Annotated in this window: 11 protein-coding genes; all 11 read right to left on the reverse strand. The window is 36.8% G+C overall.

The annotated features are described in order from the left end of the window. Positions 1-7: 7 nt before the first annotated feature. Positions 8-1,309 (reverse strand): cell division protein FtsA, encoded by a 1,302-nt coding sequence (gene ftsA / locus ABH957_RS00640; RefSeq protein ID WP_002014731.1) that lies wholly within the window; start codon positions 1,307-1,309, stop codon positions 8-10. 401 nt (positions 1,310-1,710) lie between these two features. Continuing rightward, positions 1,711-2,481 (reverse strand): cell division protein DivIB, encoded by a 771-nt coding sequence (gene divIB, locus ABH957_RS00645; protein WP_404491037.1) that lies wholly within the window; start codon positions 2,479-2,481, stop codon positions 1,711-1,713. Between the two features lie 98 nt (positions 2,482-2,579). Continuing rightward, positions 2,580-3,485: a UDP-N-acetylmuramate dehydrogenase gene (gene murB, locus ABH957_RS00650; protein WP_404444982.1), complete on the reverse strand. Its 906-nt coding sequence runs from the start codon at positions 3,483-3,485 to the stop codon at positions 2,580-2,582. 61 nt (positions 3,486-3,546) lie between these two features. Next, positions 3,547-4,641, reverse strand: coding sequence for an undecaprenyldiphospho-muramoylpentapeptide beta-N-acetylglucosaminyltransferase (gene murG / locus ABH957_RS00655; protein ID WP_404491038.1), 1,095 nt, complete (start codon positions 4,639-4,641; stop codon positions 3,547-3,549). 102 nt (positions 4,642-4,743) lie between these two features. Beyond that, positions 4,744-5,835 (reverse strand): stage V sporulation protein E, encoded by a 1,092-nt coding sequence (gene spoVE / locus ABH957_RS00660; protein ID WP_002066872.1) that lies wholly within the window; start codon positions 5,833-5,835, stop codon positions 4,744-4,746. 89 nt (positions 5,836-5,924) lie between these two features. Then, positions 5,925-7,277 carry a UDP-N-acetylmuramoyl-L-alanine--D-glutamate ligase gene (gene murD, locus ABH957_RS00665; RefSeq protein ID WP_404510593.1) on the reverse strand — a complete coding sequence of 451 codons (1,353 nt, stop codon included), beginning with the start codon at positions 7,275-7,277 and terminating at the stop codon, positions 5,925-5,927. Continuing rightward, the gene (gene mraY, locus ABH957_RS00670) at positions 7,278-8,252 is read right to left on the reverse strand and encodes a phospho-N-acetylmuramoyl-pentapeptide-transferase (protein ID WP_002014738.1); all 975 of its coding nucleotides are present in this window, start codon (positions 8,250-8,252) and stop codon (positions 7,278-7,280) included. It lies immediately after the preceding gene. A 22-nt stretch (positions 8,253-8,274) separates the two neighbouring features. Beyond that, on the reverse strand, positions 8,275-9,750 hold the full coding sequence (locus tag ABH957_RS00675) for a UDP-N-acetylmuramoyl-L-alanyl-D-glutamate--2,6-diaminopimelate ligase (RefSeq protein ID WP_404444975.1): 1,476 nt from the start codon (positions 9,748-9,750) through the stop codon (positions 8,275-8,277). Positions 9,751-9,960: 210 nt separating this feature from the next. Then, entirely contained in the window at positions 9,961-11,877 is a 1,917-nt protein-coding gene (locus ABH957_RS00680; protein ID WP_002014741.1) for a stage V sporulation protein D, read from the reverse strand. Between the two features lie 81 nt (positions 11,878-11,958). After that, positions 11,959-14,109, reverse strand: coding sequence for a penicillin-binding protein (locus tag ABH957_RS00685; protein WP_483862308.1), 2,151 nt, complete (start codon positions 14,107-14,109; stop codon positions 11,959-11,961). Positions 14,110-14,131: 22 nt separating this feature from the next. After that, a complete protein-coding gene (gene ftsL / locus ABH957_RS00690; protein WP_002014745.1) occupies positions 14,132-14,494 on the reverse strand; it encodes a cell division protein FtsL in 363 nt (120 codons plus the stop codon). Positions 14,495-14,503: the final 9 nt, after the last annotated feature.

Consider the following 14,503-nt stretch of genomic DNA (forward strand, 5'->3'; position numbering starts at 1 on the left):
TCCAATTTTAATCCCATAAATAACGGAATGCACGTTTTACTTTTGACATCATGCGGTCATCATTTTGATTAGTATTGTTTTGATTACGAGTTTTTTGTTTCGCAGGTTGCTGTTGTACCGGCATTGGTGCTGGTACTGGTTCAAAATGTTCTTGCTTTTCCTGCACATTTTTCCCACGTAATTTAGCTTTTTGATAAGAATGTTTAATTAATCCAACTCCACTTGTATATTGAGGCTCACGAACACCAATATAATCAGGAGTTGCTATACGAACATTTTCATGTAAAATATCGTATGCAAGATCAAGAACACCTGGCATAGAAGCTATCCCACCAGTTAGTACATATCCAGAAGCAGCTTGCTTTACTCCTAACTTATGCACTTCATCTTGAACAAACATTAAAATTTCCTCTACACGAGCCTCTATTATATCCGATAATTCCAACTGAGAATATTGTTCTGTTTGATCGCTTCCCATAATAGGAACCGTAAACATCTCTTCTTCAGATGCTGTATCATAAAAAGCATGTCCATATTTCAGCTTAATTTGATCTGCATTTTCTGTTGAAGTTTTCAGCCCAATCGCTATATCCTTCGTTATATGATCTCCACCTAATGGCAATACGCTCGTTGCTTGCAACTCTCCATCTTTAAAAATAGATAAGGTTGTAGATCCTCCACCCATATCAACAAGTGCTACCCCTCTATTTCTTTCATCCGAAGATAACGCAACTGTCGCTGCCGCTAAAGGTTGCAGACAAATATCAACAATTTCAAGACCTGCTTTTTCTACACAACGAAGTAGGTTATGTAGTAAAGTTCTCGAGCCTGTAATAAGTGTACCTTCCATTTCTAATCTTACACCGATCATCCCGCGTGGATCGTTAATCTCGTCAAGACCGTCTACAATGAACTGTCGAGGTACCACATCAATAAATTCACGTTCAGGAGCAATTGACACAACTTGCGCTGCATCTAGAACGCGTAAGACATCTTCATTCCCGATTTCACGATCTTCATTTGAAACAGCGACTACTCCGTGACACGGGAGCAACTGTACCTGGTTTGCATTGACACCTACTACAACTTGCTCAATGTGGATACCCACCATGCGCTCAGCTTGTTCAATTGCTTTTTTAATTGATCGAACAGTTTCATCTATATCAACTATCGATCCCTTTTTCAAACCATTTGATTTTACGTTTCCAACACCAATAATGTTTAAGCTATCATTAACCATTTCACCAATGATGACTTTAACATTGGATGTACCGATGTCAAGACTAACATATATTTCATTGCTGTTCATTCTTTGGCACCTCCTTCTTTATTTATACCATACAACTCAATATATGGAACAACAATCGCAACTTTACTATTTATAAGAAAAATATTCAACGTCTTTATACGTTTCCCTTTTTTAACCCTATATTTTTCTTATTTTTATTTAACATTCATTTAAGAATATCGCAGTAACCTGTAAATAACTGCTCTATCTTGAAATAATTATATTTCAAGTGTAAAGATTACCGCCAAGTATAAGTCTACACTAAGATGTACTTGTAGAAAAGTGAAACTTGTACCAATCCTAGTATGAATCTAAGAAAATTTACATTTTTTTCATCAAATTAAGCATTCTTGCAAATTAGCATCCATATAAAAGAACGTTTGTTTCATTTCATACGTAATAACGCAGTAAAAACTATCATTCTATTCTTTCTTTTCTTCAGCACCTAGTTCCTTCGTATATGCACCCACTTCTAAGTCAATTAAAACCTTCTTACCAGGTTCAATTGTTTTTAAAATAAGTGGATAAGCTTCCATTCGCTTTGCGAAATTTTGAATAGTGGTGCTCACTTCATATCCTTCATTCATATATAAAGTAAGATGATCTTCATTTGCGTTCGTTGGTGTATAACGAATTTCAGAAATAGACCTTAAAATAGTTGGCGTTAATTTTTCTAGTTCTGCAATTAATTCCTTCATTTTTTCCTCTTTAAATGGTTCAAAAATTGGTGCTGCAACTGGAAGCTTTCCGTTCGGAAGTACATCGAGTGTTTTCCCATTTTCTAATAACGGTTGTAATTTTCCATCTTTGTTTATATAGCCAATTGTTAAATATTCTTCGATATGAACAGCAATTTTGTTTGGGAAACGTTTTTTTACATTTACCTCTTTAATTTCTTTTCGTTTCGTTAAGTTTTCTTCTGCTTTATGTGCTGTTACTCGGAAATAACTCGTATCATATGTCACACCTGATTCCTTCATAACTTGTTCATCTGTCATATAATGATTTCCAAAGACACTTATCTTTTTTATATTACTAAGCGGAGACCGAAAATAAATTAAAAAGAGTACTAATAAAAATAAAATCGATATGTATAAAATTAACCGATGATTAACAGGTTTCTTATTTTTTTTATTTTGATTCTTTAATTTTGGTACACGATCTTGTAGTTTAATCACTTTACTATTTTTCATGTACGATCCCCCTATGTAACATAAAGAACGGCATGTTCCTCATGCCGTTCTTATCTTCTTATTATAACATAAATGATAATGAGCGGAACGAACAACCGTTATCTTCCAATTATTTCTACTTCTGTATGCATATCAACACCAAATTTATCTTTAATTGTACGCTTTACCAATTCGATTAAGTCTAATACATCTTGCGCTGATGCCACACCAGTATTAACAATAAAATTCCCATGCATTTCAGAAATTTGAGCTCCACCTATTGTATAACCACGAAGCCCTGATTTTTCTATTAAATCTCCTGCAAAATAGGGGACTGGATTTCGAAATATACTTCCTGCACAAGGGTGATTCCAAGGCTGCGTTTCACGGCGATACTCTTTATTCTTTTGCATGCTTCTTACAATTCCCTCGCGTTCGCCTACCTCCAATTGGAATTCAGCTTCCAAAACAATACCAGGGCGTTTCATTTGCAATACAGATGTGCGATAAGAAAAGCCCATTTCGGTATTCGTCAACCAATTAATTGTTCCATTGTCAAACAAAATACGAGCTTTCGTTAATACACTCGATATGTCGGACTTATGAGCGCCTGCATTCATATACACTGCACCGCCAACACTTCCTGGAATACCACTTGCAAATTCCAGGCCCGCTAATCCCTGTCGACTAAGTAAAGTTGACAATTTAATAAGGGGATATCCAGCACCGACTCTTACTCTATGTTTTTCGACTTCTAAATGGTCTAATCCTTCTCCTAAACGAATAACCACACCTTCTATACCTTGATCAGATACGAGAAGATTTGAACCACGACCAATTGCAGTCCACCCTGTCTTGTACTTCTTTACTAACTCTAGAGTCTTCTCAATACCAGCAACATGCTTTGGTACAATTAAAATATCAGCTGGTCCGCCTATTTTCATAGTCGTGTAACGCGCTAACGGTTCATTAACTAACACGCGACCAACATTTGCTTCTAAAAGCTCTTTTACTAATTGTTCCATAGACAATCTCCCCCATATCAAGTCTCCTTATTACAGTAATATGCAGGGCGTTCACCTAATGTTATTTTTTAATAAGCTTGTTCATTACTTCATATAGCTTATTTGCTGCATCTGGAATACCAAGTTGCTTAGTAGCCAGTTTCATATTTTGTAATGTTTGTGTATCCAATAAAATCTCATCAATGTCACGAATAAGCGTTTCAGATGTTAAATCTTGTTCAAGTAGCATTTTAGCTGCTCCTTTATCAACAACTGATCGTGCATTTTTTTCTTGATGGTTATTTGTTACGTACGGACTTGGAATTAATACACTCGGTTTTCCTAACGCTGTTAATTCTGCAAGCGTTGTAGCCCCTGCCCTTGAAACAACAAGATCTACACCCGTCAGTACCTCTGGCATATTATGAATAAAAGGTTTAATAATAACATTATTCGGATTCCCTTTTTGTTTCACGGCTTCCATAACTTTATCATAATGTACTTCGCCTGTTACATATAATACTTCATAACTTTTATTCCCAAATTGTTCAATCGCTTCTACAAAAGCATCGTTAATCGGTCTAGCCCCGCGGCTCCCACCAAAAATAAGCACGGATTTTTTAGAAAGGGATAGTCCTACCGAACGTTTTCCTTTCATTCCATTTTGGTCCATTACTTCTGATGCACGTGGATTACCTGTCATAACCACTTTTGACTGTGGAAAATGTTCTGCAGCTGCTTCAAAACAAACTGCAACTTTATCGACATAACGACTTAAAAATTTATTCGTTACACCAGGTACACTATTTTGTTCATGGACAATAGTCGGAATACCTAATTTAGCCGCAGCATATACAACTGGCCCACATACGTATCCACCCGTACCAATCACAATATCAGGGTTAAAACGACGAATATATCGTTTACTATCTTGAACACCTTTTAGGAAACGCATCACTGTTTTTACATTATCAAGAGATATTTTTCGTTTAAATCCACTTATAACAATAGATTGGAACGGAATACCCGCTTTCGGTACGATGGTACTCTCTAATCCATTCTCTGTACCAATGTATAAAAATCTTGCTTCAGGATTTAGTTTTTTTATTTCTCTAATTAAAGCAAGAGCTGGATAAATATGTCCTCCAGTACCCCCACCACTTACTAATACTCGCACTACTGATTCCTCCACTTCCCTGTTCTTATTCAATCGTATTTATTTCTATATACATATTGCATTTTCACACACACACGAAAAACCCTGTCTTTTAAACAGGGTTTAATAGCGAGAATGGCGACTTATATTCAATAATACACCTACTGCCATTAACATTAAGGTCAAACTTGATCCACCATAACTTAAAAATGGCAAAGTAATACCCGTAACAGGCATCAGTCCTGTTACAACACCAACATTAATCATTACTTGAATCGCAATCATCGCCACAATACCTACTGCTAAAAACGTACCATATAAATCTGGCGCTCCTAATGCTATACGAATCCCGCGCCATAATAATAGACTAAATAATAATAACACAAATGAACCACCAATAAAACCTAATTCCTCGGATAAGATCGCAAATATAAAGTCTGTTTGTGGTTCAGGTAAATAAAGAAATTTTTGTCTACTTTGTCCAAGCCCAAGCCCAAATAAACCACCAGGTCCAATTGCGAGTAACGATTGGATAATTTGAAATCCACTTCCGAGCGGATCCGACCACGGATCTAAATATGATGTAATGCGTTTCATTCGATATGGTGCTGATGCGATTAACCCTACAAATCCCGCTGCACCAAGCAAACCAAACATTGCAAAGTGAAAGACCCTTGCTCCCGAAATGAATATCATAATAATACATGTCCCAACCATTACCGTTCCCGTACCAAGATCTGGCTGTAACATAATTATCCCAAAAGCAAGAAATACAAAACTAAGAGCCGGTAGTAAACCTCGTTTAAAAGATGTAATTAATTTTTGTCGTTCCGCTAAAAATTTTGCTAAGAAAATAATCATCGCGAATTTCATAAACTCTGACGGTTGGATAGAAAATGCCCCGATTCCAATCCAACTTCGCGCCCCTCCACGAACGAGACCTACTCCAGGAATAAGAACGAGAATAAGAAGAACGAAACAAACTAGTAAAATTACTTTTGAATACGTACGCCACACCCAATAATCAATTTTCATGAGAGAAAACATAGCTACTACCCCAAGACTTGCAAATAACAATTGTCTTTTTGCAAAAAAGAATGAATCCCCCATTTTATAAGAGGCCCAAACCGCACTCGCACTATAAACCATAATCATTCCAATTGTTAACAATGCAAGTGTAACGATGATGAGAATAAAATCAGGCGTTTTCTTCATTACCCATGAACACCACCTCTTTGGGCAGAACCTTTGCCCTATGTAACAAAACATCAGTAGGTGTTAGCCTACTGATGTTTTGATTTACTTTATATAAGTTTATGCACAGCTTGTATAAAAATGTCTCCTCTTTCTTCAAATGTTTTAAATTGATCCCAGCTTGCACATGCTGGTGAAAGAAGAATAACATCACCATCGGTAGAATGAGCATACGCCTTCACTACTGCATCATCTAAAGTATCGACACTTTCAATTACATCTAATCCTGCTTTTTCTGCCGCTCTTACTAATTTTGGTGCAGTTTGTCCAAATGTCACAATCGCTTTGACATGTTTAAAGTATGGAATTAAATCATCAAATTCATTACCACGATCAAGTCCACCAGCCAATAATACAATCGGTTGTGTAAATGCAGATAATGCTTTTTCTGTCGCTAGCATATTCGTCGCTTTTGAATCATTATAAAATTTACGATTATTAATCGTTGCTACATATTCTAAGCGATGTTTTACACCTGTAAAACTTTTTAACACAGCAGTAATTGCTTCATTAGAAACACCTAATAATTTAGCAATACTCATTGCTGCTAAAATATTTTCTAAATTGTGCTTACCAGGTAAAACAATATCACTTACTTTAACTACTTTTTCGCCTTTAAAATAAAGAGCGTTATCTTTTATATACGCACCATCTTCAATTTCTTTCGTCGTCGAAAATAATACTTTCTTTCCTTTACTATATGCCGATAACGCCATGACATCTGCATCATCTGCGTTAATTATACTATAATCTGTTTCAGTTTGGTTTTTGAAAATATTCGCTTTCGCCAAACCATACTCTTTCTTCGTCCCGTGATAATCTAAATGCGCTTCAAATAAATTTAAAAAGGCTGCAATTTTTGGTTGGAACGATTCCACTCCCATCAATTGAAACGATGAAAGTTCCGTAACGACAACTTCATTTTCCTTCGCCAATTGTGCAACTTCACAAGCTACAGTACCTATATTCCCCGCAATAACTGGGTACTTTTGTCCTTCTTTTAACATTTCAAACGTTAACATTGTCGTTGTTGTTTTACCGTTAGATCCCGTAATCCCAACAAACGGTGCTGCTGAAATGGAATATGCTAATTCAACCTCAGTTACAATTGGAATTTGTTTTTCTTTCGCCGCCACTAAGAGTGGATTAGAATATGGAATTCCTGGATTTTTTACGACAAGTGAAATGTTTCTCTCCAGCAATTCTAATGGATGCCCACCACATACAACATCCATTCCTTCCGCTTGTAACTCAGCTGCAAGCACATTACCCGCTAATGGTTTCCCGTCATTTACAATGACGTTTGCCCCTAATTTTTTTAATAAAGTAGCTGCTGCATAACCACTTTTAGCAATACCTAATACAAGAACATTTTTATTTTGATATTCAGTTACAGTTTTCAATTACATCCACACCCCGATATAAATTCCTAGCACAGCTAATAAAAATCCTACAGACCAAAACGTTACAACAACGCGCCACTCTGACCAACCACATAATTCATAATGATGATGTAATGGACTCATTTTAAAGACACGCTTTCCTGTTGTTTTGAACGAAATAACTTGGATAATAACAGATAAAGTTTCCGCTACGAATACACCGCCAATAATAACGAGTAACAATTCTTGTTTTAACAAAATCGCTACAGCTGCGATAGCACCACCTAAAGCTAGAGAACCTGTATCCCCCATAAATACTTTCGCTGGATTCGCATTGAATACTAAAAATCCAAGTACAGCTCCTACAACTGCCATACAGAAAATCGCTACCCCAAATTGTTCTTGAGCTACAGCAATAATACTAAATGCTCCGAATGCAATAGCAGCTGTTCCTGATAATAAACCATCTAAACCATCTGTTAAATTAACCGCATTTGATCCACCAATAAGCATAAATAATACGAGAACAAAATACGCCCAGCCTAATTCAAATTTAACATCAGTTCCCGGAATCATGATATAAGTGTGAAATGCTTGCCCTTTTCCAATTAAAAAGAACGCAATAGCAATTACAAGCTGACCAATCAATTTTTGTTTTGATGTTAAACCAAGATTTCTTTTCTTTACTACTTTTATGTAGTCATCTAAAAATCCGATTAATCCGTACCCAAATGTAACTAATAATAACAATGATACTTCTGCACCTAAATTGTTAAATTTAATCGCCATAATAAGCGTAGTCACCATCATAGATACATATATGACAATACCACCCATCGTTGGTGTCCCTGATTTCTTTTGGTGTGACTTCGGTCCTTCGTCACGAATACTCTGTCCGAACTTTAATTTTCTTAAAAATGGAATAAATAATGGCGAAAGGGCAACAGAAATTAAGAATGCTACCCCAGCCGTTACTAATAAACCTTGTTCAAGCACATGTAGTCCTCCTCTCATGCTGTTACACTTCGTTGTTTAAACGCTCCGTGATTGCTTCTTTAGCAACTTCACGATCGTCAAAATGATGAACTTCTTTACCAATAATTTGATACGTTTCATGCCCTTTACCAGCAATAATAATAATATCTTCTGCTTTTACTTTCGAGATAGCGGAACGTATCGCTTCTTTTCGATCGACAATTACTTCATAATTATTCCTATTTACATCATTTACCATATCATCTAAAATAGCCTTCGGATCTTCACTTCTTGGATTATCTGATGTATAAATTGCGTGAGTTGCATATTCGGTTGCGACACTTGCCATTATTGGTCTTTTCGTTCTATCTCTATCACCACCGCAACCAACGATACAATATACATCGCCTTTTGCAAATTGTTTTGCTGTTTTTAGTACGTTCTCTAAGCTATCAGGTGTATGCGCATAGTCAACAATAACTGTGTAATTTTGTCCACCATCAACAACTTCAAAACGTCCAGGAACGCCAGCAAGCTCTTTAATTACATCAATAATTGTTTGTAAGCTCACTCCTGAAACAAGACCTGCTGCTGTAGCAGCTAACACGTTGTATACATTAAACTTACCAATTAATTTCATCGTAACATTTACAGTTTCATACGGTGTTACAAGTGTAAATGTTGTACCGCCACTCGTCATTACGATATCTCGTGCCATAATGTCGCTTGCAACATCTATACCGTATGTTACAACAGTAGCTGCTGTACTTCTCATATACTCTTCTGCTACTGGATCATCACTGTTTAATATAGCGTATTTTTCACGATTATGATGATAACTATTGCCAAGCTGTGCGAAAAGCAACCCTTTCGCATGTTTATATTCTTCCATCGTTTTATGATAGTCTAAATGATCTTGTGTTAAATTCGTAAATACTGCAACATCATAATCGCACCCGTGTACACGGCCAAGATCTAAAGCATGAGACGAAACTTCCATTACTGTGCTATCCACACCTTGTTCAACCATTTTTGAAAATGTCTGTTGAAGTGTTAGTGCATCTGGTGTTGTATTTTTCACCTCAAATGTTTCATCACCGATTTTCATATTAATCGTTCCAATTAGCCCTGTTTTATGACCATGTGCGCGCATAATTTCATCCATAATATGCGATGTTGTTGTCTTTCCATTTGTACCTGTAATACCGATTAAATGTAACTTGTGTGTTGGTTGGCCATAAAAATAATCAGCTAAAACCGCTAGCGAACGAAAAGTATTTTTCACAAGTACAACTGGAACGTCAACATCAATTGGTCTTTCCGCAACAATAGCAGCCGCTCCTTGTGCGGCTGCTTGCTTAGCAAAGTCATGGCTATCAACCGTATATCCTTTCATACATATAAATAAGCTTCCCTCTTTCACTTTACGTGAATCCGCTTCAATAGATGTTATTTCTGGATTTTCTGTTGGAACAACTGGAAAATCATGCAAACATGATACAAGTGTATGCAACTTCATTTCACTAAACCCTCTCTACATTGTTTATTTATCTCTTATTTTAGCAAGTAACACGTTACCTCCTAGTTATATAAAAATAGGAGGTAAGTGCTACTATAGTCTAATCAATAGATTTATTTATTAATGAGACACTTATCGTCTCAAATAAAGCAATTTTTCTATAAAGAACTCACTTCCACCAATTGTACCATAAAACACAATCAGTTACCTTTAATTCCCGAAGTAAATTCTAACTTTTGAACCCTCTTTTACTTTAGCTCCTGCTTCTGGTGATTGTTTAATTACTTTCCCACCATCACCACTTATATCAAGCTTCAAGTCTACAAGTTGCGTTTGTAAATCTTTCTTTTTCATACCAATTAAATTCGGAACTTCCACAGTTGGTGTATCGCCCCATTTATATTCTTTCTCAACTTGCTCTTTTCTCGGTTCCACTCCCATTACAGGAAGTGCGTCACGAAGAATATTCCCAACAATAGGTGCTGCTACAACTCCACCAAATTGAGTGACTCCTTTTGGATTATCCACTGCTACATAAACAACAATTTGCGGATCGTCAGCTGGAGCAAAACCGATAAATGATACAATATAGTTATTATCTAAATATTTTCCATCTTTCACCTTTTGAGCAGTTCCAGTTTTTCCACCTACACGATATCCATCAATATAAGCCCCTTTACCCGAACCTTTCGCTACAACATTCTCTAATGCGTAACGAACTTTCTCAGAAGTTTCCTTGGAAATAACTTCCCTTTTCGCAACAGGTGTCTTTTTGCTGACAACTTGATTATTCTTCGGATCAATAAATTCCTTCGCTATATATGGCTGATACAAAGTTCCACCATTTACAGCGGCCGCTACAGCTGCTACTTGTTGAATCGGTGTAACAGAAACACCTTGCCCAAATGAAGTCGTCGCTTGCTCGACTGGACCAACTTTATCTAAATTAAATAAAATCCCGCTACCTTCACCTTGTAAATCAATTCCGGTCTTCTGTCCAAACCCGAAATTGCGAATATATTTAAACAATCGATCTTTACCAAGACGATCACCGAGTTCAATAAATCCTGGGTTACAAGAGTTTTGAACTACTTCTAAAAACGTTTGGCTACCATGGCCTCCAGCTTTCCAACACCGCAATCTAGCTCCACCAACTTCAGCTGCCCCATCATCATAAAATGTATCTTTCTCTAAGTCTACTAAATTTTCATTCAAGGCTGCAGCTAATGTAATAATCTTAAATGTTGACCCCGGCTCATACGTACTCCATACAGGTAAGTTTCTGTTATATACTTCCGGAGAAACACTTTGGAAATCTGCTGGATCAAAACTTGGTCGACTTGACATACCTAAAATTTCACCATTTTTCGGATTCATTGCAATTGCTATCATACCGTCAGGATTATACGTTGATTCCGCAATATTCATTTCTCTTTCCATAATCCTCGTAATGCGTGAATCAATTGTTAATCCTAAATTCAAACCGGCTTCTGGTTTTTTGAAATCATCTCCAACGTTAGGCATTCTCTGTCCTTTCGCGTCTGCAAAAAATCGCACATGACCTTTATCACCATTTAGCTCTTTATCATAATATTTCTCTAGTCCCATAAGCCCTTGATTATCACTGCCCGCAAATCCTAATACGTGTGATAAAAAATTACCGAATGGATAGTACCGGATAGAATCCTCTGCAATGTACACACCCTTTAAACTTAATCCGCGTACTTCTTTCGCTTTGTCATGCGATATTTTCCTTCCGCCTTTATCAAGCCTTACAATCGATTCTTTTTTTGTAATCCGCTTATAAACATCATCTTTTTCCACACCTAATACTGCAGCTAACTTCTCTGCAGTCTCTGCTGGTTTTTCAATTTGCCTCGGCACAACAAAGACGGTCGGTGCACTTTTATTCGTAGCAAGCTCCACACCATTTCGATCTAAAATTTTCCCTCGCTCTGGTTCAAAAGTAATATTACGACTCCATGAATCCTTCGCACGATCCGTTAACATATTTCCAAGAAAAAATTGCACATATCCAAGACGAATATCGATAATGGTGAAAATGAGTATACCCGATATAAGTATAAAAATAAGTCGTTTTCTAACTGTTACATTTGATACACGCATATTGGAACAAGCCTCCCTTACGCCTAGCTTGTTCCAATATATGCTTGTACTTATTTAATTAGAACTTCTTCCCTATTACCATTATGGCTTTTCTGCTTCTTGTTGCGGTTCAAGTGGTGGTACGAGTGTTACACCTAATTCTGTACCAGGTTGCAACAATGTCCCTTCCGCCACACTTTGTTCCGTTACATATCCTGTACCAGAAGGTTTTAAGTTAAGCTTTAATGTTTTTGCTAAATTCATAACATCACGCAGTGCCCATCCCTGTATATTTGGCATTATAGGCTTATCTCCTACTAAGAAGACTCGATCACCCTTTAATGTTTGTTCAGTTGCTTTTGGCACTTGCTGCTGCACTTTACCTTCACCTAATACGATTGGACGAAGTTTTGCTTTATCAATTGTTTTTTTCGCTTCTTCCATCGTTTTTCCGGTTACATCTGGAACGACAGTTTGTTGTTCTTTCACATATTTTTTCGGGTCTTTTACTTCATTCGGCTTAATCTTTAAGTACTCTAAGCTATTTTTCGTTACATATTTAAAGATATCAGCTAAAGGTTTAGCCCCGTTTTCATCATCTTTTAATTTTGGTTGTTTAACGGCCACATACACAACAAGTTGCGGATCGTCCATCGGTGCCATACCTAAGAATGAGAATATATAATTCTCTCTTCCCGTCATATAGCCACCTTTCCCGTCAGGAATTTGTGCTGTACCTGTTTTCCCCCCGACTGAATACCCATCAACTTTATATGCAGTTCCTGTTCCTTTCGGTGATGTAACAACACGTTCTAGTAATTGCCTTACTTGTGCGGCTGTCTCTTTGGTAACAGGTTTTCCTACTTCTTCTGGTTTATGCTCTAGCTGTACTTTACCTGTTATTGGATCCACAATTTTATCAATTGTATAAGGTTTCATCATTTTACCATCATTTGCAATTGCTGTTGCAGCTTGTACAAGTTGAATTGGTGTAACTGTAGAACCTTGTCCAAATGCCGTTGTTACTTGTTGTATTTGTTGATCAAATAAAATTGTATTTGACCCTTCACCAGATAAATCAATGTTTGTTTTTTCATCTAATCCAAAACCGTGAATATATTTTCGAAAACGCTCTGGACCAAGTTTTTGATCCCCTAAAATTGCGAACGCTACGTTTGAAGATCGCTCTACCCCTTCATCAAAAGTAATAGAACCCCATCCGGCGCCGCCGTTATGATCTTTTATTTTGCGATTACCAACTTGATATGTACCAGACTGATAAAAGTCTTGCCCATTGTATACACCTTCATTAATGGCCGCCGCTAATGTGAAAATCTTCATTGTTGATCCCGGTTCAAACGCATTTGCAATGGCGTCGTTGAAGAAATATTTAATTTGACGATCATTAGGGTCATAACTAGGTTTACTAGACATCGCTAATATTTTCCCTGTCTTCGGATCCGCAACAATCCCTATTAAATTTTCTGGTTCATAATGTTTACTCGCTTCTTTCATTGCGTCTTCTAAATAACTTTGAATACGTTGGTCAAGCGTTAAATACACATTATCTCCATTTTTAGGTGCCTTTACATTCACTTTCCCACCGTCAAGAGATACTCCTTTACGGTCACCTGTATAAGCTACCTCACCATTAGAAGCACCTAAATATTTATCCAAACTCTTTTCTAAGCCAAATTGACCGACTGAGATTCCATTTTCATCAGGTTTCGCATGACCTATGACATAAGATGCAAAATCACCGTTTGGATAAACTCTCGCATTTTCGGTAATAAAAGATATTCCCGGCAATTTCAATGCTTCTATTTGTTCTTTCTTTTCTTTCGTCAAGTCTTTACCCAATGTTCCAAATTCCACTTGACTTTTGCCTTCTTTATTTAAAGTAGCTAAAATTTTATCTTCATCTTTTCCGAGTACTCCTGCGATTTTCTTTGCAGTATCCTCTTTATCCTTAACGGCGTTAGCTCCTTTTAACTCGGCTACAAGTTTATAAGAATTTGCGTCTTGCGCTAGTACATGACCATTTTGATCATAAATTGTTCCTCGATTCGCTTCGAGAACTCCTTTTTTACTATGTTTCTGCTCAGCAAGTTTTTTCAAATCATGATTGTCCACTGTTCCTGTTACTTGTATGTAAAAAAATCGGGCTAATAACAGCAAAAAGAGCAGGAGGAAAAATATCATAAAATAACCTGCTCCCTTATTGGTATGAAATTTGGTCATATTTCTCTTCATCTTTTCTTCACACCTATTTGCCTTACTTTAGGCCTTTCACGTTATTCGCATTAATTTCTAGCCCGTGTTTTTTTGCAACTTCAGCGATACGTTCATAACGACTTAACTTCTCTACTTCAGCCTGCAATTCTTGATTTTCCTTTTGTTTTTTTACAATTTGTTCTTCTATCGTCGCTGCTTCTACATTAACTTGATATAGGCCCGCTTTATTCCCAATAAAAGCTACACAGGCATATAATAAAAATCCAATAAACGTTACGTACAATAGCTTTTCAATTCTTGTAATTTTCGTTTTAACTTTTGGCTTAACCATCTGCTGTGGCGGCGCTTGAATTTGTACCTCTTCTTGCGCCTGTTGTTTATACTTTACAGCTAAATTAGTCATACCTCTCTC

It is taken from the genome of Bacillus sp. RC242, from assembly GCF_044908245.1.
GTDB lineage: Bacteria > Bacillota > Bacilli > Bacillales > Bacillaceae_G > Bacillus_A > Bacillus_A mycoides.

Coding starts and splice junctions, on each gene's coding strand:
- ABH957_RS00680 (WP_002014741.1), bottom strand. CDS start 11,877: ATGCGTGTATCAAATGTAACAGTTAGAAAACGACTTATTTTTATACTT.
- divIB (WP_404491037.1), bottom strand. CDS start 2,481: ATGAAAAATAGTAAAGTGATTAAACTACAAGATCGTGTACCAAAATTA.
- ABH957_RS00685 (WP_483862308.1), bottom strand. CDS start 14,109: ATGAAGAGAAATATGACCAAATTTCATACCAATAAGGGAGCAGGTTAT.
- ftsA (WP_002014731.1), bottom strand. CDS start 1,309: ATGAACAGCAATGAAATATATGTTAGTCTTGACATCGGTACATCCAAT.
- spoVE (WP_002066872.1), bottom strand. CDS start 5,835: ATGAAGAAAACGCCTGATTTTATTCTCATCATCGTTACACTTGCATTG.
- ABH957_RS00675 (WP_404444975.1), bottom strand. CDS start 9,750: ATGAAGTTGCATACACTTGTATCATGTTTGCATGATTTTCCAGTTGTT.
- ftsL (WP_002014745.1), bottom strand. CDS start 14,494: ATGACTAATTTAGCTGTAAAGTATAAACAACAGGCGCAAGAAGAGGTA.
- murB (WP_404444982.1), bottom strand. CDS start 3,485: ATGGAACAATTAGTAAAAGAGCTTTTAGAAGCAAATGTTGGTCGCGTG.